Annotated in this window: 16 protein-coding genes and 1 tRNA gene; 13 read left to right on the top strand and 4 right to left on the bottom strand. The window is 73.2% G+C overall.

Annotated elements, in window-relative coordinates; genetic code table 11:
* Nucleotides 1-66: 66 nt before the first annotated feature.
* Entirely contained in the window at nt 67-1,446 is a 1,380-nt protein-coding gene (locus ABD385_RS15045; protein ID WP_344575786.1) for a glycosyltransferase 87 family protein, read from the bottom strand.
* A 165-nt stretch (nt 1,447-1,611) separates the two neighbouring features.
* On the opposite strand from ABD385_RS15045, the gene ABD385_RS15040 reads away from it, so the two are divergent.
* From ABD385_RS15040 to ABD385_RS14995, 8 genes are all read left to right on the top strand, one after another.
* Nucleotides 1,612-1,684 (top strand) — tRNA-Ala (locus tag ABD385_RS15040).
* 347 nt (nt 1,685-2,031) lie between these two features.
* Nucleotides 2,032-3,990 (top strand): S53 family peptidase, encoded by a 1,959-nt coding sequence (locus tag ABD385_RS15035; protein ID WP_344575783.1) that lies wholly within the window; start codon nt 2,032-2,034, stop codon nt 3,988-3,990.
* Nucleotides 3,991-4,311: 321 nt separating this feature from the next.
* Entirely contained in the window at nt 4,312-7,209 is a 2,898-nt protein-coding gene (locus ABD385_RS15030) for a leucine--tRNA ligase (protein WP_344575781.1), read from the top strand.
* A gap of 276 nt (nt 7,210-7,485) precedes the next feature.
* Entirely contained in the window at nt 7,486-8,250 is a 765-nt protein-coding gene (locus ABD385_RS15025) for a hypothetical protein (protein WP_344575777.1), read from the top strand.
* 299 nt (nt 8,251-8,549) lie between these two features.
* Nucleotides 8,550-9,395 carry a DegV family protein gene (locus ABD385_RS15020; protein ID WP_344575775.1) on the top strand — a complete coding sequence of 282 codons (846 nt, stop codon included), beginning with the start codon at nt 8,550-8,552 and terminating at the stop codon, nt 9,393-9,395.
* A gap of 941 nt (nt 9,396-10,336) precedes the next feature.
* A complete protein-coding gene (locus ABD385_RS41335; protein WP_425585404.1) occupies nt 10,337-11,038 on the top strand; it encodes a ComEA family DNA-binding protein in 702 nt (233 codons plus the stop codon).
* Nucleotides 11,035-13,920, top strand: coding sequence for a ComEC/Rec2 family competence protein (locus ABD385_RS15000; protein WP_344576123.1), 2,886 nt, complete (start codon nt 11,035-11,037; stop codon nt 13,918-13,920). Before ABD385_RS41335 ends, ABD385_RS15000 begins: the two co-directional genes overlap by 4 nt.
* Nucleotides 13,921-14,048: 128 nt before the next feature.
* Nucleotides 14,049-14,822, top strand: coding sequence for an arylamine N-acetyltransferase family protein (locus ABD385_RS14995; RefSeq protein WP_344575773.1), 774 nt, complete (start codon nt 14,049-14,051; stop codon nt 14,820-14,822).
* 160 nt (nt 14,823-14,982) lie between these two features.
* Here ABD385_RS14995 and ABD385_RS14990 read toward each other — a convergent pair whose 3' ends face one another.
* Entirely contained in the window at nt 14,983-15,234 is a 252-nt protein-coding gene (locus ABD385_RS14990; protein WP_344575771.1) for a hypothetical protein, read from the bottom strand.
* Between the two features lie 196 nt (nt 15,235-15,430).
* Between ABD385_RS14990 and holA the strand changes: the two genes are divergently transcribed.
* Nucleotides 15,431-16,414: a DNA polymerase III subunit delta gene (gene holA, locus ABD385_RS14985; protein ID WP_344575769.1), complete on the top strand. Its 984-nt coding sequence runs from the start codon at nt 15,431-15,433 to the stop codon at nt 16,412-16,414.
* A gap of 148 nt (nt 16,415-16,562) precedes the next feature.
* Here the strand turns inward: holA and ABD385_RS14980 are convergent, their stop codons facing one another.
* Together ABD385_RS14980 and rpsT are read right to left on the bottom strand one after the other, a co-directional pair.
* Nucleotides 16,563-17,549 (bottom strand): hypothetical protein, encoded by a 987-nt coding sequence (locus tag ABD385_RS14980; RefSeq protein WP_344575766.1) that lies wholly within the window; start codon nt 17,547-17,549, stop codon nt 16,563-16,565.
* Nucleotides 17,550-17,866: 317 nt separating this feature from the next.
* Nucleotides 17,867-18,133: a 30S ribosomal protein S20 gene (rpsT, locus tag ABD385_RS14975; RefSeq protein ID WP_344575763.1), complete on the bottom strand. Its 267-nt coding sequence runs from the start codon at nt 18,131-18,133 to the stop codon at nt 17,867-17,869.
* A 432-nt stretch (nt 18,134-18,565) separates the two neighbouring features.
* On the opposite strand from rpsT, the gene lepA reads away from it, so the two are divergent.
* The 4 genes from lepA to hemW all read left to right on the top strand — a co-directional run bounded on the left by lepA (nt 18,566) and on the right by hemW (nt 26,255).
* Nucleotides 18,566-20,440, top strand: a complete 1,875-nt coding sequence (gene lepA, locus ABD385_RS14970) for a translation elongation factor 4 (RefSeq protein ID WP_344575760.1) — start codon at nt 18,566-18,568, stop codon at nt 20,438-20,440.
* A gap of 302 nt (nt 20,441-20,742) precedes the next feature.
* Nucleotides 20,743-22,632, top strand: a complete 1,890-nt coding sequence (locus ABD385_RS14965; RefSeq protein WP_344575757.1) for an AMP-dependent synthetase/ligase — start codon at nt 20,743-20,745, stop codon at nt 22,630-22,632.
* 192 nt (nt 22,633-22,824) lie between these two features.
* Nucleotides 22,825-24,915: a SpoIIE family protein phosphatase gene (locus tag ABD385_RS14960; protein ID WP_344576120.1), complete on the top strand. Its 2,091-nt coding sequence runs from the start codon at nt 22,825-22,827 to the stop codon at nt 24,913-24,915.
* 107 nt (nt 24,916-25,022) lie between these two features.
* Nucleotides 25,023-26,255, top strand: coding sequence for a radical SAM family heme chaperone HemW (gene hemW, locus ABD385_RS14955; RefSeq protein WP_344575756.1), 1,233 nt, complete (start codon nt 25,023-25,025; stop codon nt 26,253-26,255).
* Nucleotides 26,256-26,259: the final 4 nt, after the last annotated feature.

Here is a 26,259-nt window from a genome sequence, read left to right as displayed (position 1 = left end):
ACGAGTGCCGGGGAGGCAGCGTGACGGGGGCGGGCATGACGGTGATCGGCAGCAGGCGGGCGGTGGCTAGCGTGCGGATTCCGGCGCGCCCTCCGGGTCGGAAACGGCCGCGGTCGGGGCCCCGGGCGGCGTCGCCGGATCGGATATCGCGTCGGTGGGCACCGGGCGCCGGAGGCGGGCCGCAGTCAGTGCCAGCAGGGTGATCCCGGCCAGCGGGTAGACCGCGGACAGCAGCATCTGGCCCGCGTTCTGGTGGAGTTCCTCGTGCTGGTGCCAGCGGTGGGGCACCCACCACAGCGCGAACGAGCAGAACAGCAGCCCCATGGCGACGGTCACCGTCCACCAGCGGCGGGCCCGGGTGCCCGAGTGCTGCAGCGCCTCGCCGCCCAGCAGGATCAGCATCGGCACGCCCCACACCCAGTGGTGCGACCAGGAGATCGGGCTGATCAGCAGGGCGGTGGCCGCGCAGGTCAGGGTCGCCCACGCGCGATCGCCGCGCAGCAGCGCCCCGGCGGCCAGCGCCAGCCCGGCGGCGGCCGCCAGCGCGGCCAGGACGAGCCAGACGGCGCCCGGGTCGTGGGTGTGCAGCAGGCGGGCCAAGGCCCCGCGCAGCGACTGGTTGGCGGTGATCTCCACTTCGCCGACCCGGTCGGCGGCGAACACGATCTCGGTCCAGAAGCGGTGCGAGTCGCGTGGAAGTACGGCCGCGGAGAGCAGGACGGTGGCGCAGAACGTCCCGGTGGCGACGGCGGCCTGCCGGAGCCAGGGGTTCCAGGCGGCCCGCCACCCGGCGCCGGCGCGCAGCCGTCGGACGGCGTGCACCGCACCGGCCAGCGCGAGGAAGACGGCGAACAGCGCCGGCGTCAGCTTGATGCCGGCCGCGATGCCGATGCCGATCCCGGCCCAGCGGTTGGTGTCCCGTCGGGTCAGGTCCCACAGGACCAGTACGGCGAGCAGGAGGTTGATCTGTCCGTAGCGCAGCGTCGTCCAGACCGGCTCGCACCACACCAGCAGCGCGGAGAGGGCCAGCGTCGCGGCGAGCGGGGGGATGCGCCGGGGTCGGCCGACCAGGCGGAGGGAGAGGTGGACGACGGCGACGAGCAGCACGAGGTTCCCGGCCGTGGCCAGGGTGCGCATCAGCGGGACGCCGAAGAAGGTGAGGGGGACGAACAGCAGCGCGGCGAAGGGCGGGTAGGTGTTGGGCAGCCGCGCGGAGGTGGCCACCATGTCGTAGAGGTCCTTGCCGTCCCGGGCGGTCTCGCCCTCGGCGCGGTAGACCATGAGGTCCACCATCGAGACATGCGCCAGGCGCTGGGCGACCCAGAAGGCGGCGAAGGAGACCAGGCAGGCCAGCGCCGCGGCGAGTACCGGGCGGCGGCGGATCGGGCCCGCGCCGGGGCGCGGGCCGCGAAGCTCGGTGGGCTGGTCGGGCTCCAGCGCGGTCACGGCGTACGGCTCCCCAGGACGAATCGGGCACGGCTCGCCGACAGTACCTTGGGTCCCCTCGGTGGGCGTGCGGGAGCACGATTTGGCAGAAGGCCGGGGGGCCCGTGTAATGTAGGCGATGCCGCAGCGGGGGGCCGGAAGGAAAACCGCAGCGGAGCAAGACCTGGGGCTATAGCTCAGTTGGTAGAGCGCCTGCATGGCATGCAGGAGGTCAGGAGTTCAATTCTCCTTAGCTCCACAAGAGACAGAGCGGGCCGTCCGTCAAGGACGGCCCGCTCTGTCGTGCGTGCGAGGGTCACTGGTTGCCGCGGTGCGGGGCCTTTCGGGGTTGCCCTGATGTTCGGTCAAGAACGTGCCCGATGTGGCAAGTTGAACATTCTTTCCGTGACCGATTCTGCTCGGCTGTTGCCGTTCCTTGGTCTCTTCTTGGTGATCGCATAACCCTGACATGAACGGTTCACCGAAAGAGTGGCGAATCGCGTGAGCGTCACATCCGACGCATTCACCGCTGACGAGGTGGCGCGCACCGGCGCACCGACGCGGCGTCACCCCGCAGCGCACCGCATCGCCACAGCAGGGGGTTACATGAGAGCAAGCCGCACCAGATCACCGCGGGTCCGCGTGGGTCTGGCCTGGGCGGCGGCGCTGCCGCTGGTTGCCGGAGCGCTCGCGCTCGGCGCACCGGCCGCGGACGCCGCGGGCCACGACGGTGGCCGGCACGCACTGCAGGGCACCAAGCCGCGGTGGGCCACTGACCAGGCCGACCAGGGCGCCACCGCCGGCGCCACCGCGGTCAACGCCCGGGTCTACCTGGCCGGCCGCGACGCCAAGGGCCTCGCGGACTACGCCAAGGCCGTCTCCGACCCGCACTCCGCCCAGTACGGGAAGTACCTGCGCCCCGCCCAGGTGCAGGCCCGCTACGGCGCCACGCAGGACCAGATAGCCCGGGTGACCGCCTGGCTGAAGAAGTCCGGCCTGACGGTCACCGGCACCACCGACCGCTACGTGACGGTCACCGGCGATGCGGCCGCCGCCGAGCGTGCGTTCGCCACCGACCTGCACAACTACCGCAAGAGCGGTCACACGTACCACGCGCCGTCGGCCACCGCCTCGGCGCCGTCGACGGTCTCGGACGCGGTCCTGACGGTCACCGGTCTGGACAACGCGCCCCGGATGGCCCGGCACCACTCCACCGAACTGCCGCCGCCGTCCGCGGTCTTCCGCAACGCCGGGCCGTTCTCCACGTACTACGGTTCGCGGACCAACCAGAACCTGCCCTCGGCCTACGGGAGCAAGGCGTCGTACGCGATCAAGGGCTACACCGGCAAGCAGCTGCGCGCCGCCTACGGGGCGAAGAAGTGGACCGGCAAGGGCGTCACCGTCGCGATCACCGACGCCTACGCCTCGCCGACCATCGCCAAGGACGCGGACACCTACGCCGGCCGCAACGGTGACCCGCGCTACCGCAAGGGTCAGCTGTCGCAGGTCCTGCCGAAGGACTACACGCACATCAAGGAGTGCGGCGCGGCCGGCTGGTACGGCGAGGAGACCCTCGACGTCGAGGCCGTGCACGCGGTCGCCCCCGGTGCGGACATCGTCTACGTGGGCGCCGCCTCCTGCCAGGACGACGACCTGCTGGACTCGCTCGGCAGGGTCGTCGACGGGCGGCTGGCCGACATCGTCTCCAACTCCTGGGGCGACGTCGAGGCCAACGAGACCCCGGACACCGCTGCCGCCTACGACCAGCTCTTCCAGCGGGGCGCCGTCGAGGGCATCGGCTTCTACTTCTCCTCCGGTGACAACGGTGACGAGGTCGCCAACACCGGCACCAAGCAGGTGGACACCCCCGCGAACTCCGCGTGGGTGACCGCGGTCGGCGGCACCTCCCTGGCCGTCGGCAAGGGCAACAGCTACCAGTGGGAGACCGGCTGGGGCACCCAGAAGGCCGTGCTCTCCAAGGACGGCAACGACTGGACCGACTTCCCCGGCGCCTTCAACGGCGGCGCGGGCGGCGGCACCAGCAAGACCGTCGCGCAGCCCTTCTACCAGCGCGGCGTCGTTCCGGACGCGCTGGCCAAGGTCACCGGCGGCGGCGCCATGCGCACCGTCCCGGACATCGCGGCGGTCGCCGACCCCAACACCGGCTTCCTGGTCGGCCAGACCCAGACCCTGCCCGACGGCAAGCTCGGTTACGAGGAGTACCGCATCGGCGGCACCTCCCTGGCCGCCCCGGTGATCGCGGGCGTCCAGGCGCTGGCCCAGCAGGCCCGGCACGGCATCGCCATCGGCTTTGCCAACCCGGCCATCTACCAGAGGTACGGCACCGCCGCCCTGCACGACGTCACCGACCACCCGCTGGGCGCCGGCCGCGACCTGGCGGTCGTCCGGGTCGACTTCGCCAACGGCATCGACGCCAGCAAGGGCACCATCACCTCGCTGCGCAGCCTCGGCAAGGACAGCTCGCTGCACGCCACCGTCGGCTACGACGACGTCACCGGCGTCGGCACCCCGGGGGCCGGGTACGTGAGCTCGTACCGTCCCTGACGCCCGTGCGCGGCACCCGCGCTCCGTGGCCCCGCGTCCTTGAGGGCGCGGCGGGCGGAGCGCGGGTGTACGGGAGCGGGGCCCGCGCCGGGGGAAACCCGGGCGCGGGCCCTGGGTGCCCTGCGGTACCCTGGCGCCATGTGTGCCGTACGCCTTCTGCTTAGCGGGCCGCGCTGATCAGTCCCGACCGGGCCCTTCGCTGTGGCCGCCCGGGTCGGCATCGGCGCGGCTTCCCCTCCTGCGAGAGGGGCATTTTTGTTTCCGCAGAAACCGTGTCCGCAGCAGCCGCAGGCAGAGACGATCGATGGAGCTTTGAGGACGATGAGCGAGACGACCAATGCTGCTGAGGTGGCAGCGCCGCACCGCTATACGGCCGTGCTGGCCGCGGACATCGAGGCACGCTGGCAGGACTTCTGGGAGGCGGAGGGGACCTACGAGGCCCCGAACCCCAAGGGTGATCTGAGCGGCGACGCCGCGCTGGTGGCCCGTCCCAAGAAGTTCATCATGGACATGTTCCCGTACCCCTCGGGTGCGGGGCTGCACGTCGGCCACCCCCTGGGCTTCATCGCCACCGACGTCTACGCCCGCTACCACCGCATGACGGGCCACAACGTCCTGCACACCCTGGGCTTCGACGCGTTCGGCCTGCCCGCCGAGCAGTACGCCGTGCAGACCGGCACCCACCCGCGGGTCTCCACCGAGGCCAACATCGTCAACATGCGGCGCCAGCTGCGCCGCCTGGGCCTGGGCCACGACCAGCGCCGTTCGGTCGAGACCATCGACCCGGCGTACTACAAGTGGACCCAGTGGATCTTCCTGCAGATCTTCAACTCCTGGTACGACCCGGAGGCGGACTCGGCGCGGCCGATCGACACCCTGGTCGCCCAGTTCGAGGCCGGCACCCGGCCCACCCCCGACGGCCGGCCCTGGGCCGAGCTGTCCGGCATCGAGCGGGCCAACGTGCTGGGCGAGTACCGCCTGGCGTACGCCTCGGACGCCCCGGTCAACTGGTGCCCCGGACTGGGCACGGTGCTGGCCAACGAGGAGGTCACTGCCGAGGGCCGTTCCGAGCGCGGCAACTACCCGGTCTTCAAGGCCAAGCTGCGCCAGTGGAACATGCGCATCACCGCCTACGCGGACCGGCTGCTGCGTGACCTGGACGCGCTGGACTGGCCGGAGGCCATCAAGCTGCAGCAGCGCAACTGGATCGGCCGGTCCGAGGGCGCCCGGGTCGACTTCCCGGTCGGCGACACCGACAAGATCACGGTCTTCACCACCCGCCAGGACACGCTGTTCGGCGCGACCTACATGGTCCTGGCCCCCGAGCACCCGCTGATCGCCGGCGCCGACAACGGCGGCGGCTCCCTCGTCCCCGCCTCCTGGCCCGAGGGCACCCACGAGGTGTGGACCGGCGGGCACGCGACCCCGGCCGAGGCGGTCGCCGCCTACCGCAAGCAGGCCGCCGCCAAGTCCGACGTCGAGCGGCAGGCCGAGGCCAAGGACAAGACCGGCGTCTTCACCGGCGTCTACGCCACCAACCCGGTCAGCGGCGAGCAGGTCCCGGTCTTCATTGCCGACTACGTCCTGATGGGCTACGGCACCGGCGCGATCATGGCCGTCCCGGCCCACGACGGTCGCGACTTCGCCTTCGCCCGCGCCTTCGAGCTGCCCATGCGCTGCGTCGTCGAGCCCACCGACGGCCGCGGCACCGACGCCGCCGCCTGGGACGACGCGTTCGCCTCGTACGACGCGAAGCTGGTCAACTCCGCCGGTGCGGCGATCTCGCTGGACGGTCTGGGCGTGACCGAGGCCAAGGCGAAGATCACCGAGTGGCTGTCCGCCAACGGTATCGGCGCGGGCACCGTCAACTACCGGCTGCGCGACTGGCTGTTCAGCCGTCAGCGCTACTGGGGCGAGCCGTTCCCGATCGTCTACGACGAGGACGGCGTGGCGCACTCGCTGCCCGAGTCGATGCTGCCGCTGGAACTGCCCGAGGTCGACGACTACTCGCCGCGCACCTTCGACGCGGACGACGCCGACACCCGGCCCGAGACGCCGCTGTCCCGTAATGAGGACTGGGTCAACGTCGAGCTGGACCTGGGCGACGGCCGCGGGGTGCAGCGCTACCGCCGCGAGACCAACACCATGCCCAACTGGGCGGGTTCGTGCTGGTACGAGATGCGGTACCTGGACCCGAACAACGACGACGCGCTGGTCGACCCGGCCGTCGAGCAGTACTGGATGGGCCCGCGCGACGGTCAGCCGCACGGCGGCGTCGACCTGTACGTGGGCGGCGCCGAGCACGCCGTGCTGCACCTGCTGTACGCCCGCTTCTGGTCCAAGGTGCTGCACGACCTGGGGCACGTCTCGTCCGTCGAGCCGTTCCACAAGCTGTACAACCAGGGCATGATCCAGGCGTACGTCTACCGGGACGCCCGCGGCATCGCGGTCCCGGCGGCGGAGGTCGAGGAGCACGACGGCGGCGTCTTCTACTACGAGGGCGGCAAGGTCTCCCGGCTGCTGGGCAAGATGGGCAAGTCCCTGAAGAACGCCGTCACGCCGGACGAGATCTGTGCCGAGTACGGCGCGGACACCCTGCGCCTGTACGAGATGGCGATGGGCCCGCTGGACGTGTCGCGTCCGTGGGACACCCGGGCCGTCGTCGGCCAGTACCGCCTGCTGCAGCGGCTGTGGCGCAACGTGGTGGACGAGGCGACCGGTGGGGTCACCGTCGTCGACGCCGAGCCGGACGAGGCCACCCTGCGGGCCCTGCACAAGGCGATCGACGGCGTCACCCAGGACATGGCGAACCTGCGCTTCAACACCGCCATCGCCAAGATCACCGAGCTGAACAACCACCTGACCAAGGTGGGCGGGCCGGTTTCGCGCACCGTGGCGGAGCAGCTGGTGCTGCTGGTCGCCCCGTTGGCGCCGCACATCGCCGAGGAGCTGTGGCGCAAGCTGGGCCACGCCGACTCGGTCGTCCACGCGGACTTCCCGGTGGCCGACCCGGCGTACGTCGTGGACGAGACGGTGACCTGCGTCGTGCAGATCAAGGGCAAGGTCAAGGCCCGTCTGGAGGTCGCGCCGACGATCTCCGACGCGGACCTGGAGGTGGCCGCGCTGGCCGAGCCGGCGGTGGTCGCGGCGCTGGGCGACGCGGGCATCCGGAAGGTGATCGTCCGGGCGCCGAAGCTGGTGAACATCGTTCCGGCGTGAGCCGGACGGCGGCGCGCGGGGCCGGTGCGACGGGAGATCCGGCCCCGGCCCCGCGGCCGTCGAACGCACCTTCCTGAGCCCTGCCGCCACGCCCCTGACCTGGTCTTTCTCGGGTCAGGGCGGTGCGTGGGGCCGGGGCTGCGGGCGGGTGTAAGGGGTTTCCCCTACGGGCAGGTTGGGGGTTCGTTTGGAACCCCCGACGTGCCCGACGCGTTTACCGTGGAGGTACGGGCGCCGGCGGAGAAACCGGCGCCGTCGACACCCAGGGGAGTGCCCATGGAAGCTGCCGTCGCCGTCTTCGGGCTGCTCTTCGTGCTGTTCGTGGTCGCCGGGGTGTTCGTCACGGTCAAGGCGGCCCAGGCGGCCAAGCGCGGGGTGGACCGCAAGGTCGCACAGGCCCGGCGGACGGTCGAGGACACCACCCTGCGGGCCCGGCAGTTCACCCAGCCCGGCGCCGTCGGCGAACTCGCGCAACTGCGGCTCTCGCTGCGCACCTCGATGCGGGCCACGCAGGAGATCCTGCACGCCGCCTCCCCCGACGACGCCTCGCTCGCCGAGGCGGGACGCCTCTTCGAGCGGCTCAGCGCGCATGGCCGGGAGCTCGACGAGGACCTCCGCCGCCTGGAGCGCGAACCCAACCGGGCCACCCTCGCGGACCGCCTCCCCGAGCTGCGGGAACGCCTGGCGCGGATCACGCACTCGGCGGAGTCGCTGCGCTGGGCCGCCCGGGACCGTGCCCGCAAGTTCGCCGACGACGACCTCGCCGCGCTGAGCGACCAGATCGACGTGGAGGCGGGGGCCCTGCGGCACTGGACGGACGACGCGTCGGGAGGCGAGCGGGAGCAGCGGACGGCCGGCGGGGCGTCCGGGGCGGATGCGGGCCAGGCCCGTGGCGGGGCGTACTCCTGGGGTGCGGCGGAGGACGAGGCTCCGGCGATATCGGCCCGGGATCCGCGTACCCGGCCGACGTACTCGTGGGAGAAGACGCCGCAGCCGGAGCCGTCCCGTCGGGCCGAGGGCAGCGGCGGCGTGGCGGGCTAGGGCTGGCCGGTCGGCGGAAGGCGAGGGGTGACGGAATGCCCGCGGGCGGGCGACGGAAGGCGCGGGGGCGAGTGTGTTCGGGGTGGGGCGTGGGGTTTGCGGGGGATGTTCCGGGCCGTCGCTGCCGTGGTCCGGTCACGTCCGGCGGCCGGTCGCGGTCCGTTACGCGCCTCCGTGTTCCGTTTGCCATCTACGGGCCGTGACCTGGGCGGACTTGGCGTAGCCTTGGCCAAACCTGGAAGATCTTGGGGAGGGGCCCGCACTGTCGAGCGCCCGCCTCCCCGGATAACCTCCCAGTCATGTCCCGCCATGTCGCGATCGTCACCGATTCCACGGCCTACCTGCCGCGGACGGCTGTCGAACGCCACCGCATCACGGCCGTACCGCTGACCGTCGTCCTGGGGGACCAGGCCCTCGAAGAGGGCACCGAGATCTCCGCGAGATCCGTCGCCCAGGCGCTCCAGAAGCGTCGACCCGTGACGACCTCGCGGCCGAGCCCCGCCGTGTTCGCGGACACCTATCGCAGTCTCGCGGCGGCCGGGGCGAGCGGCATCGTCTCCCTGCACCTCTCGTCGGAGTTCTCCGGCACCTACGACGCGGCGGTGCTGGCGGCGAAGGACGCCCCGGTGCCGGTGCGGGTCGTGGACACCGGGATGGTGGCGATGGCCCTCGGGTTCTGCGCCCTCGCCGCGGCGGAGACGGTGGACGCCGGCGGGGACGTCGACGACGCGGTGGCCGCCGCGGAGAAGCGCGCCGCGGGCACCTCCACCTACTTCTACGTCGACACCCTCGACTACCTGCGGCGGGGCGGCCGGATCGGGGCGGCGCAGGCCCTGCTCGGCTCGGCCCTTGCCGTCAAGCCGATCCTGCAACTCGCCGACGGGCGGATCGAGTTGCTGGAAAAGGTCCGCACGGCCTCCAAGGCCATCGCGCGCCTGGAGGAGATCGCCGCGGAGCGGGCCGGGGAGGGGCAGGTCGACATCGCGGTGCACCATCTGGCGGCGGCGGAGCGCGCGGAGGCGCTGGCCCAGCGGCTCCGGGAACGGGTGCCGGGCCTCAACGAACTGCTGGTGAGCGAGGTCGGCGCGGTGATCGGGGCGCACACGGGGCCCGGGTTGCTGGGGGCCGTCGTCTCGCCGCGGTGAGCGGGCTGTCGGCGTCCTGGGCGTCGGCGGTGCGACGGGTGGGCGGTGCGGTGCGCGGGCCGGGCGCGGGCGTCCTGGCCGGCGGGGCGACGCGTCGGTTGGCGAGTGACGGCTCTGTGACGCGTGCTCAGGCCGTGGCGGATGGTGCCTTCAGCTGCCCTTGTGGGTGACGGAATTATCCACAACTCGCTACTTATCCACGGGATGTGAGGCCGTTCAGCGGGATCCGCACGAGGTGCCTACCGTCGAGCGGCATGAGCACTTATCGAACGGTTTTCTCGCCGGATGCAGCGTCCGTGTCGGTGTCCCTCTCCGCGTCCGGGTCGTCGGGCGGCGGGTCCGTCCCGTCGGCCGGGGCCATGACCTCCGCGGCGCCGTTCGCGCGGTGGGGCAAGCGGGAGCGGGAGCGAGCGCGGGAGTGGAAGCGCGAGCGGATGCGCGCGCGGGCCGCGGTGATCTTCGGCGCCGGTCTGGAGGCCGGTGACGGGGGCGAGGGCGGGGACGGGAAGGGGGCTTCCGGTGCGGGCAGGGAGGCCGGTTCCGGGCAGGACCCCGGCGGGGGGAGCGGACGCCCGGCACAGGGGGCCGGTACGTCGGCAGGCGCTGCCGGCTTGGGCACGGACACCGGTCCCGGGCGGGACGGCGTCGCGGGAGCCGTGCCGCAGGCGCAAGGGCAGGGGGATCGGGCGGACTGGCCCGGTGCCGGCGCGCAGGATGCGGAGGGGCCGGCCCCGAGGGCCATCGGTGCGGACGGTCGCCGTGGCCGGGGCGCCGCGCGGGATCCGCACGGGCCGAGCGGCGGTCCCGGCCCGTTCGACACGAGGGACGAACCGTCGTACGCGCATCGGGCGCCGCCGCGCCGCGAACACGATCCGCCCGGTGCTCGCAGGTCGGAGCGCTGGCGATCTGCGGTACGCGAACGACTCCCGCTGTGGCTGCAGTTGCGCTGCGGTACGGACGCGAAGGCGTTGGCCGCGCTGGCCCTCGTGCTGGTGGTGGCCGTGGGCTTCGCCGTCCAGCACTTCTGGGCGGCGACTCCGGAACGGGTGAGTGCACCCGGTGCCGAGCGGCCGAGCGCGGCGCCCGGCCCCGGGACCCACCCGCCGGGCCCGACCTGGGCAGCGGCGGACGCCCCGCCCCGTGGCCCGGCGACGTCGGGGCCACCAGGCGGCGCGGTCCGGATGGTCGTCGTGGACGTTGCGGGGAAGGTCCGGCATCCGGGCATCCACCGGCTGCCCGCGGGATCCCGGGTCACCGACGCGCTGGCGGCGGCGGGCGGAGCGCTGCGCGGCACGGAACTCCGTGGGCTGAACCAGGCGCGGCTGCTGACCGACGGCGAGCAGATCGTGGTCGGCGAACCGGGCGCCGGTACCACGGGCGGCGCGGGACAGAGCGGCGGCGGTGGCGCCGGTGGCGGCGCGGGCAGCGGTGGACCGCCCGGCCCGGCGGGTGGACCGGTGAGCCTGAGCACGGCGACGGAGCAGCAGCTGGACGCGCTGCCCGGAGTGGGCCCGGTGCTGGCCCGACACATCGTCGAATTCCGCACCCAGCACGGCGGGTTCACTTCGGTGGACCAGCTTCGGCAGGTGACCGGCATCGGTGCGCGCCGGCTCGCCGATCTGCGCCCCCTGGTGACGCCATGACGTGGGCTCGGGAGGAGGATGCCGCGCCCCTCGGGACGGTGGCGGAGGCGAAGGGGGACGGTCCCGCCGATCTGCGACTGGTCGGGCCTGCGTTGGCGGCGTGGGCGGCGGCAGCGTTCGCCCTGGGCGCACCGGGCGGTGCGGTGGGCGTGGGTTGTGCGGCGGCAGTGGTGGTTGCGACATTCCTGCTGTGGCGGGCCAAGGCGCTTGCGTCGGGAGCCGGCGGCCGGTTCCCGCAGGGCCGGGAGGCGGGCCACGGGCGGCCGGCAGGGGCGTGCGTGGCGCTGGCGGCGGTGTTGCTCTGCGCCGTGGCCGGCGCCGCGTCCGCCGCGCTGCACGCCGCGGACGTACGACGCGGACCGCTGCCCGCCTGGGCCCAGCGGTACGCACGGCTCACGGTGGACCTGGAGGTGACCGACGATCCCCGGATGACCCGGCCCAAGGTCCGCGGCTCCCAACGCACGCCGCCGGCACTGGTGTTCACCGCCGACGCCGTCCGCATCGCAGCCCCGGACGGCACGGTCACCGAGGCCCGCACTCCGGTGCTGGCCGTGGTCCAGCATCGCGACGCAGAAGACGAGGAGGACGGAGGTGGGGCGAGCGGAGGGGGCGGAGGGGCGGAGGGCGACGCGCCTTCGAGGACGGGGCCGGAGCGTGGAGCCGACGCGGGGCGAGGGAAGACGCTGGCCCAGTGGCGGGGGTTGCTGCCGTCGACCCGCATCCGGGTGGTGGCGCGTGCCGCACCACCGCTGGCGGCGGCGGACCGGATAGCCGCGGTGCTGCGGGTCACCGCCGACGGGCCGCCGACCCAACTGGGACCGCCCTCCGCCCTCCAACGGTTGGCCGGCAGTCTGCGCGCCGGGCTGCGCGACGCGACCGACGGGCTGCGCGCCGACGCCCGCGCACTGTTGCCGGGCCTCGTCGTGGGTGACACCGCACGCGTGCCGCCGGAGCTCGACGAGGCATTCGCCACCACCGACCTGACGCACCTGCTGGCGGTGTCCGGCAGCAACCTGACCATCGTGCTGGCCCTGCTCATCGGCCCACCACACCTCGCCAGCCGGGCCGAACGACGAGGCGCGGCCCGGCATCTGGGGCTTTCGCTGCGCGGTACCGCCGTGGTGGGCGGGGCGCTCGCCCTCGGCTTCGTCGTCGTGTGCCGCCCGGACCCGAGCGTGTTGCGGGCCGCCGCCTGCGGACTGATCACGCTGCTCGCCATCGGCACCGGGCGCCGCCGCTCGTTGCTTCCCGCACTCGCGGCCGCGGTGCTGTTGCTCGTCCTCTACGACCCTTGGCTGGCCCGCAGGTACGGCTTCCTCCTGTCCGTTCTGGCGACCGGGGCGCTGCTGCTCCTCGCTCCGCGGTGGAGCGCAGCCCTACAGCGCCGTCGGGTGCCGGCCCGGCTCGCCGAGGTGATCGCCGCAGCGGCGGCCGCCCAGGCGGTCTGCGCACCCGTCATCGCGGTGCTCGCGGCGCGGGTGGGACTGATCGGCGTCCCCTGCAACCTGCTCGCCGAACTCGCGGTGGCCCCGGCCACGATCCTGGGCTTCTCGGCACTCGCCGCCGCCCCGGTCGCCCTGCCGGTCGCCAAGGCGTTGGCGTGGTGCGCGGGGTGGCCGGCGGAGTGGATCGCGGGCGTCGCCCGCACCGGGGCGGAGCTTCCGGGCGCGGAGGTCGACTGGCCCGGCGGCTGGGTGGGCGGGCTGATGCTCGCCGCGGCCACCGTGGTGTTGCTGGCGGTCGGTCGCCGGGCGCTGCGCCGCCGGTGGCTGTGTGCGCTGTGCGCGTTGGCCCTGGTGCTGGCGGTGTGCCGGCCCGCGCCCCTCACCCGGGTGCTGACGGGCTGGCCACCACCGGACTGGCGGGTCGTGGCGTGCGACGTGGGACAGGGCGACGGACTGGTGCTGGCGGCGGGGGACGGTACGGCGCTGGTGGTGGACACCGGGCCCGAGCCCCGTGCCATCGACCACTGCCTGACCGGTCTGGGCGTCCACCGGATCCCGCTCCTGCTCCTGACACACTTCCACGCGGACCACGTGGACGGCCTGTCCGGGGCGCTGCGGGGGCGATCGGTCGGTGCGATCGAGATCACGACGTTCCAAGAGCCGAGGGGGCAGGCGGCGTTCGTACGGCGGGTGGCGGCCGGTGCCCGGATCCCCGTCGCCCGCGCCGTACCGGGGGAGCGGCGTCATCTGGGCCCTCTCACATGGGAAGTCCTCTGGCCGGGTGCCTCTCCGCCGGGTGTCTCCCCGCCGGGGGTGGGGACGGCGGCTGGTGAGGGTGGGTTCTCCGGGCCCAACGACTCCAGCGTCGCGCTGCTCGTCCGGACGGGTGGGCTGACCGTCCTGCTCCTGGGAGATCTCGAACCGCCCGCTCAGCAGGCCCTGTTGAGCGCCCATCCGGAGCTGGCCGCCGTCGACGTCCTGAAGGTGGCGCACCACGGTTCCGCCTATCAGGACCCGGAGTTCCTGCACCGTCTGGCACCACGGCTGGCCCTGATCTCCTGCGGCGTCGGAAATCCGTACGGGCATCCGGCTCCCCGCACCCTTGCGGCGTTGCGGGCCGGTGGCGCGTTGGTGCTGCGCACGGACGCCGATGGCGCCATCGCGGTCGTCGGCACTCCCGGCAGGCTGTCCGCGGTGGTCGGTGGGCGTCGGCCCCCAAGACGGTCGGGACCCTCCGGCGATCGGCCCTCCCGAGGCGGAGCCCGCCGTGGCCGGCCGTCGCAAGGGCGGCTGAGAGGGAGGGGAAGACGCCGGTGTCGGGTGCGTCATCGATGGGGCGGCCGCATCGGGTTCCACGGAAGGGGAGGCGCGTTCCACCGGAGGGAGCGAGGCCCACCGAAGGGGAAGGGAGCCCCGCCGGGGAGCGCGGGAGCCTGACCGGAGAGGAAGATCGTGCGGGTCTGCGGGTCTGTGGCCCGATGGGGTCCGCGCGGCATACGGCGCGAGCTGCGCGCGCTGAGAGGAAGGCGGGCAGGTGCCGGCCGAATGGAGAGGAAGAACAGCTGATGGATGAGGTCACTGCGGATGCTTACCTTCGGCGGATAGCCGCCGACCGGCCGACCGTTCCCGACGCGGAGGCGCTGCGGGCGCTGCAACTGAGCCATCTGCGGGCCGTGCCGTTCGAGAACCTCGCCATCCACCTGGGCGAGGAGATCGTCCTCGCGGAGCGGCCGCTGCTGGACAAGATCGTGGGTACCCGCCGCGGCGGCTTCTGTTACGAACTCAACGGTGCCTTCGCGGTGCTGCTCGGAGCACTCGGGTACGAGGTCGAGTTGCTGTCGGCCCGGGTGTTCGGGCCGGAGGGGCTGGGGATTCCGTACGACCACCTCGCGCTGCGGGTGCACACGCCCACCGGGCCCTGGCTCACGGACGTCGGATTCGGTCGGAACAGCCACCATCCGTTGCGGCTGGACAGCACTGCGGACCAGCACGACCCCGGGGGCGTCTTCCGGATAGCCCGGACACCGGAGGGCGACCTCGACGTCCACCGGAACGGAGAGCCGCAGTACCGCCTGGAGCAGCGTCCGCGGGAGCTGGCGGACTTCGAGGTGGGGTGCTGGTGGCAGCGCACGTCACGCCGATCGCATTTCAGGCAGTCGCTGGTCTGCTCGCAGCTCACCGAGACCGGGCGGGTCACGCTCTCCGGCCGCACGCTGGTGATCACCGGTGCGGAGGGCGCTCGGGAGGAGCGCGAACTGGCGGCGGACGAGGTCGTGCCGGCGTACCGCACCCACTTCGGCATCACGCTCGAACGGGAGCCGGTCCTCTTGGGCGGATGAGCACACGCGAGGCCGGGCGGCCCGGCGCGGGTGAGCGAGGGGCGAGGGGCGCGGGCCGGGTGGGTGGTGAGGGAGCGGGTGGTGGGGGAGGCGGCGGGCGGGGGAGGGGAGGGGAGGGGAGGGGGAAGAGAGAACGTGAACCAGGCCCCTTCGCCCTCCCCTAGCCCTCCCGCCACCCCTCGTACTCCCCCGCGAGGGCATCCAGACGAGCCGCGTCGTAGGCGGCGTCGGGGTCCTCGACCACGACCAGCCACTGCGCGTCCTCGGCGTCGTCCTCACCGGCCAGGGCGTCCCGCACCAGCTGGGGTTCCTCGGCGACGCCGAAGCGTTCGGTCAGCGCCTCGGCGACCTCTTCGGCGGCGTCGCGGTCAGGGAGGACGAGCACGTGGCGGCTGTGGTGGGTGTCGTTCACCGGTCCATTGTCGAGGATCGGCCGGCGGCCGGCCGCCGGCCGCCGGGGACCGCGTGACAGGACAGCAAGTAACAGGACAGCAAGTAACAGGACAGGACGTGACGGGACAGGACGTCACGGGGCAGGGCATGACGGGCCGGGGCGATTGAACTCGCGCGGGCGGGGTTGTCGGTGGGGCGTGGGATGCTGGGACGCGATGGCCAGGAAGACAGCTAACGACGATCCGCTCGCTCCCGTCACGATCGCGGTGGGGCAGGAGGAGCTGCTGCTCGATCGCGCGATGCAGCAGGTGGTGGCCGCGGCCCGAGCGGCGGACGCGGACACCGACGTGCGGGACCTCACCCCCGATCAGCTCCAGCCCGGCACCCTCGCCGAGCTCACCAGCCCCTCGCTCTTCGCCGAGCGCAAGGTCGTGGTGGTGCGTGCTGCCCAGGACCTGTCCGCGGACACCATCAAGGACGTCAAGGCGTACCTCGGCTCGCCCGCGGAGGAGATCACCCTGGTGCTGCTGCACGCCGGCGGCGCCAAGGGCAAGGGGCTGTTGGACGCGGCCCGCAAGGCCGGGGCGCGCGAAGTGGCCTGCCCCAAGATGACCAAGCCGGCGGATCGGCTGGCCTTCGTCCGCGGTGAGTTCCGGGCGACCGGTCGCTCGGCCACGCCGGAAGCCTGCCAGTCGCTGGTGGACGCCATCGGAAGCGATCTGCGCGAGTTGGCCTCGGCGTGTGCCCAGTTGGCCGCCGACGTCGAGGGCACGATCGATGACGCCGTGGTCGCCCGTTACTACACCGGTCGGGCCGAGGCGTCGAGCTTCACCGTCGCTGACCGGGCGGTCGAGGGCCGGGCCGCCGAGGCGTTGGAGGCGCTGCGCTGGGCGATCGCGACCGGTGTCGCCCCCGTGATGATCACCAGCGCGCTGGCCCAGGGCGTCCGGTCCATCGGCAAGCTCGCCTCCGCCCCGCGCGGTGCCCGCCCGGGCGACCTCGCCCGGGAGTTGGGGATGCCGCCCTGGAAGATCGACCGGGTCCGGCAGCAGATGCGCGGTTGGTCGGCGGACGGTGTCGCCGTGGCGCTGCGCGCGGTGGCCGAGGCCGACGCGGGGGTGAAGGGCGGCGGGGACGACCCCGAATACGCCCTGGAGAAGGCCGTGGTGGCGATCGCGCGGGCGGCCCGCTCGCGGTAGCGCGGGCCACCGCCGCTCCTCCCCCCCGCGGAGATTCCTCAGAGGCGCCCCAGCTGTATCGCCCTGTGAGGCAGGGGCCGCGCCCCAGCCCCTCCGGAGCCAGCCCCTCCGGAGCCGGAGCCAGCCCCGCCCCCAGAGGCACGTCGTCTCAGCCGTGGAGTCGGCTGAGGGTTTCCCGCGCGCTGGATTCCAGCATGGTGGCGATCTCGGAGGGGGTCGGCGGCTTCACGCTGCTGCTGCCCGCCGTGTAGCTGGACCACGTCGTCTGGTAGGTCATCCAACCGTCGCGGACGGCGAGGATCACGTAGGAGCTGTTGAGGGCGCCGGAGTCGTTGCGGGTGACGAGGAACGCCTCGTCGCCGATGCCGGAGACCGGCTCGACCTTGTACGTGGTCGAGGTCTGCTGGGTCTCGTACGCGCGGTACAGGTCGGCGAACTCGGGGGCCGGGTCGGTCTTCTTGTGCAGGCTGGCGGCGCTGTAGACCCAACTGGACGAGTAGTCGCTGGTGCCGGTGCCGGTGCCGGCACCGTCCGGGGTGAGGGCGACGTTGCACCACATGGAGTCCATGGAGCCCATCTGGGAGCCGCTGTGCTGCGGGTTGGGCGGCGAGGACGGCCCCGACGCGCCGGTCGAGCCCGTTCCCGTGCTCGGCTTCGCCTTGTAGTGGGCGTTCTCGAAGGGCGTCAGGGACGTCACGGCGCACAGGTCGTTGCGGAACGCGTAGCCCTTGAGGACGGGGTGCGGCTCCGAGGAGAAGGCCCCGGTGGCGAACAACACCGAGGCACCGATCGCGGTGGCGGCGACCGCGCCCCCGACGGCCCACAGCCACCCGGAGACGCCCCGCGCGGGCGTTGCGCCCGGTGCACCTGAGGGCGCCGCGCCGTACGCCCCGGCCGGCGCCGGATAGCCGTAGCCGCCCGGCCCCTGGGGAGGCGCCGGCGGGGCCCCTGGCGGCGCGCCCTGCGGGCCCGGCTGGGCGTAGGGGTTCTGCTGGGCGGGCACCGGAGGCGGCGGTGCGGGCGCCGGACCGTAGGCCGGCGGCTGCGGCGCGGAGTAAGGAGCGTGCTGGTCTCCCGCGAAGGGAGGGTGCTGGTCTCCCGGGAAGGGAGGGTTCTGGTCCCCCGTATTGGACATGGCCGCAGAGTAGCGGACGCCACCGGTGCTGCACCCGGCTCGGAGGGGATCCAGAACGTTGCCCGGCGGGGGCTCGGCGGTCGCCGCGACGACGAAAGGCCCCGCCCCGCCCGGCGAGGGGCAGAGGCAGGGCCTTCGCATCCAGTTCTGGATGGCTCCTCGGCGGGCCGTGGGCCACTTGAGGAGCCGGTTGCGCCGCACCCGCGTGGCGAACGCAGGCCGTGTGCGGCGCGGTGGTGCACCGGCAGGGAGCGGAGAGAGGGGCCGCTGGGTCCCTGAACGGCGGGGTGACCGCGACGAGCGCGGTCGGGAGAGGGTCAGCCCTTGAGGGACGCGACCTTCTTGGCAAGCGCCGACTTCTTGTTGGCGGCGTTGTTCTTGTGCAGCACACCCTTGCTGACGGCCTTGTCGAGCTTCTGGGCCGCCAGGGCCTGCGCGGCGGTGGCCTTCTCCAGGTCACCGGCCTCGATGGCCTCGCGGGTGCGACGGATCGCGGTCTTCAGGGAGGACTTGACAGCCTTGTTGCGCTGACGAGCCTTCTCGTTGGTCTTGATCCGCTTCATCTGGGACTTGATGTTCGCCACGAAAGAGCCTTTTCAGGTTCGTTGGAGTTTCGAGTTGCGCCACGTACGAGAGGGCACGAAGCACAGTGGGCCAGGCTACCAGTCGGGTTTGCGACGCCAAAACCGGGCTTCGTCGGCCGGACCTCGGGCCTTACCGGGGACGGCGCCCAGAGGCCCGTCGTCCCACCGGCGGAGCGGACCGCACTGCCCGTGCGGGGGAGGGGGGACCGCCGGCGCCGCGCTTTCCATCGTGCCCCGCCTGGCCCCTTCGCCCCAGCGGACCCGTCGGGCCCCACCGGACCCGTCCCGACCCCCGGCGGCAGCCCGTCGGTGGTCCGGCGGCTGCCCTGCCCCGGGCGCCCGTACCGCCCCACCCCCGGCGCTCATGGGACGATGGGAGGAGACCTCACAAGACCGAGTCCCGCCTACCCGCGTTCACTGAATGGACCCTGCGTGCCCGCGACCCCTACGAACGTGCCGGAGCCGAGCCGTACCGACCCGGCGCTCCTCCGTAACTTCTGCATCATCGCGCACATCGACCACGGCAAGTCGACGCTCGCCGACCGGATGCTCCAGCTCACCGGTGTCGTCGACCAGCGGCAGATGCGCGCGCAGTACCTCGACCGCATGGACATCGAGCGCGAGCGCGGCATCACGATCAAGTCCCAGGCGGTCCGGCTGCCCTGGAGCCCCTCCGAGGGCGAAGCGGGAAGTGGCACCACCCACATCCTGAACATGATCGACACGCCGGGCCACGTCGACTTCACCTACGAGGTGTCCCGCTCCCTGGCCGCGTGCGAGGGCTGCCTCCTCCTCGTCGACGCCGCCCAGGGCATCGAGGCCCAGACCCTCGCCAACCTCTACCTGGCGATGGAGAACGACCTCACGATCATCCCCGTCCTCAACAAGATCGACCTGCCGGCCGCGCAGCCCGAGAAGTTCGCCGCCGAGCTGGCGAACCTGGTCGGCTGCGAGCCCGAGGACGTCCTGAAGGTCTCCGCCAAGACCGGCGTCGGCGTGCCCGAGCTGCTGGACAAGGTCGTCCGCGAGGTGCCGGCCCCGGTCGGCGTCAAGGACGCCCCCGCCCGCGCGATGATCTTCGACTCGGTCTACGACGCCTACCGCGGCGTCGTGACGTACGTGAAGGTCGTCGACGGCACGCTCAGCAAGCGCGAGCGCATCAAGATGATGTCCACCGGCGCCGCGCACGAGCTGCTGGAGATCGGGACGAACTCGCCGGAGATGAAGGCGGCCGACGGGCTGTCCGTCGGTGAGGTGGGCTACCTGATCACCGGTGTGAAGGACGTCCGGCAGTCCAAGGTGGGTGACACGATCACCCAGCTCAGCAAGGGTGCCGTGGAGCCCCTCGGTGGCTACAAGGACCCCAAGCCGATGGTGTTCTCGGGCCTGTACCCGCTGGACGGTTCGGACTACCCGGAGCTGCGCGACGCGCTGGACAAGCTCCAGCTCAACGACGCCGCGCTGGTCTACGAGCCGGAGACCTCGGCGGCGCTGGGCTTCGGCTTCCGCGTCGGCTTCCTGGGCCTGCTGCACCTGGAGGTCGTCCGGGAGCGGCTGGAGCGCGAGTTCGGCCTCGAGCTGATCGCCACCGCGCCCAACGTGGTCTACCGCGTGGAGATGGAGGACGGCGTCGAGCACACCGTCACCAACCCCAGCGAGTTCCCCACCGGCAAGATCGACGTGGTGCACGAGCCGGTCGTCCGGGCCACGATCCTGGCGCCCAGCGAGTTCATCGGCGCGATCATGGAGCTCTGCCAGACCCGGCGCGGTGCGCTGATGGGCATGGACTACCTGTCCGAGGACCGGGTCGAGATCCGCTACACCCTGCCGCTCGCGGAGGTCGTCTTCGACTTCTTCGACCAGCTCAAGTCCAAGACCCGCGGCTACGCCTCGCTGGACTACGAGCCCACCGGCGAGCAGACCTCCGACCTGGTCAAGGTCGACATCCTGCTGCACGGCGACAAGGTCGACGCGTTCTCCGCGATCACCCACAAGGACAAGGCGTACGCGTACGGCGTGCGGCTGGTCGGCAAGCTGCGCGAGCTGATCCCGCGGCAGAACTTCGAGGTGCCGATCCAGGCCGCCATCGGCAGCCGGGTGATCGCCCGTGAGACGGTCCGCGCCATCCGCAAGGACGTCCTCGCCAAGTGCTACGGCGGTGACATCTCCCGTAAGCGGAAGCTGCTGGAGAAGCAGAAGGAAGGCAAGAAGCGGATGAAGATGGTCGGCAGCGTGGAGGTCCCGCAGGACGCCTTCATCGCGGTGCTGTCCTCGGACTCCGACGGCGACAGCAAGGCGAAGAAGTAGCGGCGGGTCGATCGCGCGGCGGTCGACGGCCCACGCCCGGGCGGGGCGCCGGTTCCTCGGGAACCGGCGCCCCGTGCCGTTTCCGGGCCGCTCGCGGGCGGCCCGGCGGGGTCTTCGCCCCGGTCGGACGGGCGGCGGCGGGCGCCTCGGTCAAGCGCGTGTCATGTGCACCCATCGCTCGGGTCACATCGTGAACCAGTCGGGTGCAGCCCCTTACGCGGCGGCGTCACGCGTTCTACTCTGATCACTGCTCGAAGGTTACTCGCGAGTCACCAGCAACGAAGCGGGCCCCGGAGGACGCCGTGACCGACACTCACACGCTGATCGACAACCGGCCGCCTTCGGTGGCGACCCTCTTCCTGGAGCGGGTCGCGGCCACACCGGACGTCGAGGCGTACCGCTACCCCGTCCCCCCTGCCGCGGGCTCGGGCCCGGACGACTGGAAGACGTTGACCTGGGCCGACGCCGCCGAGCGGGTGCTCGCCACGGCCGCCGGACTGATCGCGTTGGGCGTGCGTCCCGAGGAGCGGGTGGCGCTGGCCGCCAATACCCGGGTGGAGTGGATCCTCGCCGACCTCGGCGTGCTGTGCTCCGGCGCCGCCACCACCACCGTCTACCCCTCCACCAACGTCGAGGAGACCGCGTTCATCCTGGCCGACTCCGGCAGCCGGGTGCTGATCGCGGAGAACGCCGCGCAGCTCGCCAAGGCCCGCGAGAAGCGCGCCGAGCTGCCCGAGCTGTCGCACGTCGTGGTGATCGACGCGACCGACGTGCGGCCCGTCGAGGACGACCCCGACGACTGGGTGCTCTCCCTCGCCGAGCTGGAGAAGCGCGGCACCGCCTACCTGGAGCAGCACCCCGAGTGCGTCGAGGAGCGGGTCGCCGCGCTCCGCGCCGACCAACTGGCCACCCTCATCTACACCTCCGGGACCACCGGCCGCCCCAAGGGCGTCCGGCTGCCGCACGACTGCTGGTCGTACATGGCCCGTGCCATCCAGGCGACCGGGATGGTCACCGCGGACGACGTGCAGTACCTCTGGCTGCCGCTGGCGCACGTCTTCGGGAAGGTGCTGACCGCCGGGCAGATCTCCGTCGGGCACGTGATCGCGGTGGACGGCCGGGTCGACAAGATCATCGAGAATCTGCCGGTGGTCCGGCCGACGTACATGGCGGCCGTGCCGCGGATCTTCGAGAAGGTCTACAACGGCGTCGCGGCCAAGGCGCGGGAGGGCGGCGGCGCCAAGTACAAGATCTTCCAATGGGCGGCCGGCGTGGCCCGCGAGCACGCCAAGACCTCCCAGGACAACTTCCGCCGCACCGGCAACGCCTCGGTGCCGTTCGCGCTGGCCGCCAAGCACAAGGTCGCCGACGCCCTGGTCTACACCAAGCTGCGGGAGGCGTTCGGCGGCCGGCTGCGCGCCGCGATCTCCGGCTCGGCCGCCCTCGCCCCCGAGATCGGCTACTTCTTCGCCGGCGCCGGCATCCACATCCTGGAGGGCTACGGCCTGACGGAGTCCAGCGCCGCCAGCTTCGTCAACCCCGGCGAGGCGTACCGCACCGGCACCGTCGGCAAGCCGCTGCCCGGCACCGAGGTGCGGATCGCCGAGGACGGCGAGATCCTGCTGCGCGGCCCCGGCATCATGCAGGGCTACCACGGCCTGCCGGACAAGACCGCCGAGGTCCTGGAGGAGGACGGCTGGTTCCACACCGGGGACATCGGCGAGCTGTCCCCCGACGGCTACCTGCGGATCACCGACCGCAAGAAGGACCTGATCAAGACCTCCGGCGGCAAGTACATCGCGCCCGCCGAGGTGGAGGGCCAGTTCAAGGCGGTCTGCCCGTTCGTCTCCAACGTGATCGTGCACGGCGCCAACCGGAACTTCTGCACCGCCCTGATCGCGCTCGACGAGCCGACCATCCTCAAGTGGGCCGAGGAGCACGGCCTGGGCGGCAAGGGCTACGCCGAGGTCGTCGCCACCGACCAGGTCCGGGCGCTCGTCGACGGCTACGTGGAGCGGGTCAACGGGGAGCTCCAGCGGTGGCAGCAGATCCGCAAGTTCCGGTTGCTGCCGCGCGATCTGGACATCGAGCACGGGGAGATCACCCCCAGCCTCAAGATCAAGCGGCCGGTGGTGGAGCGGGTGTTCAAGGACCTGCTCGACGAGATGTACGCCGGGGCGCGGGAGGCGTAGTGGCGCCGCGTCGGGCCCGGCGGCCGTCGGCCGGTCCGCGGCGCGCGGGTCAACTGGCGGGCCGGGTCAGTCGATTCGACCCCTCTGACCACGCACTTCCGTGACTCACCGTTTATGTGTGGGCTCGTTCTGTCACTCTGGCGTAGGCGCAACCGGCGCCGCTGGGGACTGCTCGGGAGTTGCTCGATGAGGATGACAACTTCGGCCGGACGGAACGACGTTGCCGGGGCGGCGGCCCGCTCGCTGCGGGCCACGCTGCCCGGCGACCCGCGGGCCGCCGGGGCCGCGCGACGGTTCGTCCGGACGGCCTTCGCGGAGTGGACCGAGCGGCGGCTGCCCGGCGCCGACCGGCTCACCGAGCGGTTGGCGGACGAAGCGGTGCTGCTGGTCAGCGAATTGGTGACCAACGCCGTGGTGCACGCCGGCACCACCGTCGAGCTGCTGTGCCGGCTCGACCCCGCCGAGGAGCACGTGCCGTACCCCGACGACCCTCCGGACGCGGTCCCCGAGGAACCGCCCCGCCCCGGCCTGGTCGTCGAGGTCTCCGACCGCCACCCCACCCGGCCGGTGCGGGCCGGCGAGGACACCGGCGCGTCCGAGGGCGGCGGCCACGGCCTGCGGCTGATCAGCGCGGTGGCCGACGCCTGGGGCGTGACCTACCGGCGCGCGATGAAGACGGTGTGGTTCCGGTTGCCGGTCGGCGCCCCCGACGCGACCTGGCCGGAGCCGGAGACCACGGACGGCGCCTACGGCACCTACGACGGCTACGGCACCCACGACGGCCACGGGGCGTACGACGGCCACGGCGCCCGCGCGGCCTACGGCACCTTCGACGACCAGCGCTTCCGGCGGGAGCTGCGGGCCTCCGAACTCCTCGCCCCGGTGCCGCGCCGCCCCGCCCCGCCCGAGGACCGCCCCGAACGGGACCGCGGCGGCGTCGACAGCGGTGCGCTGTCCTTCCTCGCGGAGGCGTCCGACCTGCTCTCCGGACAGCTCGACGCCGACCAGGTCGCCTCGCTGGCCTGCCAGCTGATCGTCCCGCGGCTCGCCGACTGGTGCGCGGTCTGGCTCCACGACGGTGACGGCGGCGCCCCCGGACGTGGGCTCGCCGAGGACGGCCAGGTGCCGCGGCTGGCCCGCGTCTGGCACCTCGCCGAGGGCCGCATCGACTCGCTGCGGACCGCCCTGGAGAAGGAACCGCCGGGCCGGTGGACCGACGGCGCCGTCGACAACCGGCCGGTCCCGGTGCCCTGGCCGTGGCCGTCCGAACCGACCGGCCCCGACCCCGGCGGCGCGGCCCTGGCCTGCCCCCTGGTCGCCGGCGGCCGCCGGCTCGGCACCCTGCTGCTCGGCCGGGCCGGGCTGCGGCGCTTCCCCGGTGAGGTGGTCGCGCTCACCGAGGACCTGTGCCGCCGGGCCGCCCGCGCGGTGGCCACCGCCCGCGCCTACAGCCGCCAGGAACGCATCAGCCGGGTCCTCCAGCGCCGGCTGCTGCCCCAGGGCCGGGCCCGGGTGCCCGGCGTGGCGTCGGCGGTGGTCTACGAGCCGCGCGAGGGCGCCTGGGCCGGCGGTGACTTCTGGGACCTCTTCGACGCCGGCGACGGCCGCTGGTGCTTCGCGCTCGGCGACGTCTGCGGCTCCGGCCCCGAGGCCGCCGCGGTCACCGGCCTGGCCCGGCCGGTGCTGCGGCTGCTGGCCCGCGACGGCTTCGGCGTCGCCGAGGTCCTCGACCGGCTCAACAAGACCATGGCCCGGGAGGCCGCGGACTCCGTCGCCGCGGTCGCGGCGGCGGTGGCGGCGGCCGGCGCGGGCGCGGAGGCCCCCGTGGAGATCCGCGAGGAGGGCGAGCAGGCCCGCTTCCTCTCCCTCCTCTACGGCGAGATCGTCCCGTACCGCGGCGGCGCGGGCGGCGCCCGCTGCACCCTCGCCAGCGCCGGTCACCCGCTGCCGCTGGTCCTCGGCGCCGACGGCGCGGTGCGGGTCGCCGCGGCGCCGCAGATGCTGCTGGGCGTCGTGGAGGACGCGGCGTACGTCAGCGAGTCCTTCGACCTCTGCCCCGGGGAGACGCTGCTGTGCGTCACCGACGGGGTGACCGAGCGCCGCTGTGGCCGGCGGCTCTTCGACGACGAGGACGGGCTGGCCGGCGCGCTCGCCGGGGCGGCCGGTCGGAGCGCCGACGCGATCGCCGAGCACATCCGCCGCACCGTGCACGCCTTCGGGCCCACCCCGCCCGACGACGACCTCGCGCTGATGGTGCTCCAGGCGGCGGGCTCGGGCGGGTAGCCGCGGCGGCGGGCCGGCCTCGCCCCGGCACCGGCCCGCCGCGGGGACGCGGGCCCCGACGACGGACCGCGGACCGGCACCGTCCGGCATGACGGACAATGGACCCCATGCCTTCCGCACTGCCAGATGGTGAGCCGATGCCCCAGGACGGGGCGCTGCCCCGCCATGCGCTGACCGGCGCCGCCGCGCGCCCCCTCGGCTTCTATCTGCACGTGCCGTACTGCGCCACCCGCTGCGGCTACTGCGACTTCAACACCTACACCGCCAGCGAGCTGCGCGGCCCCGGCGGCGCCCTGGCCTCCCGGGAGAACTACGCCGACACCCTCGTCGAGGAGGTCCGGCTGGCCCGCAAGGTGCTGGGCGACGACCCGCGCCCCGTCGAGACGGTCTTCGTCGGCGGCGGCACCCCGACGCTGCTGCCCGCCGCCGACCTCGGCCGGATGCTGGCGGCTCTGCGCGACGAGTTCGGCCTGGCGCCGGACGCCGAGATCACCACCGAGGCCAACCCGGAGTCCGTCGACCCGCGCTACCTCGCCGAGCTGCGCGCGGCCGGCTTCAACCGCGTCTCCTTCGGCATGCAGAGCGCCCGCCAGCACGTCCTGAAGGTCCTCGACCGCACGCACACCCCGGGCCGCCCCGAAGCCTGCGTGGCCGAGGCCCGCGCGGCCGGCTTCGCGCACGTCAACCTCGACCTGATCTACGGCACCCCCGGCGAGTCCGACGACGACTGGCGGGCCTCCCTCGACGCCGCCACCGCCGCCGGACCCGACCACGTCTCCGCGTACGCCCTGATCGTCGAGGAGGGCACCCAGCTGGCCCGCCGGATCCGCCGCGGCGAGGTCCCGATGACCGACGACGACGTGCACGCGGACCGCTACCTGATCGCCGAGGAGCACCTCACCGCCGCCGGCTTCACCTGGTACGAGGTCTCGAACTGGGCCACCACCGAGGCCGCCCGGTGCCGCCACAACGAGCTGTACTGGACCGGCGCCGACTGGTGGGGGGCCGGCCCCGGCGCCCACAGCCACGTCGGCGGCGTCCGCTGGTGGAACGTCAAGCACCCCGCCGCCTACGCGCAGGCGCTGGCCGAGGGCCGCTCACCGGGCGCCGGCCGGGAACTCCTCGCCGACGAGGACCGCCGCGTCGAGCGGATCCTGCTGGAACTCCGCCTCGCCGACGGCTGCCCGCTCGACCTCCTCGCCCCCGCGGGCGCCCGCGCCGCCGCCCGCGCGGTGGCCGACGGCCTCCTGGCGCCCGGCCCCTACGAGGCGGGGCGGGCGGTCCTGACGCTGCGCGGGCGGCTGCTCGCCGACGCCGTCGTGCGCGACCTGGTGGACTGAGGCG

The sequence above is a fragment of the Streptomyces lunalinharesii genome (assembly GCF_039532155.1).
Classification (GTDB): domain Bacteria; phylum Actinomycetota; class Actinomycetes; order Streptomycetales; family Streptomycetaceae; genus Streptomyces; species Streptomyces lunalinharesii.
Note: the sequence above shows the minus strand (reverse complement) of the source record. Positions and strands in the feature narration are given on the sequence as shown.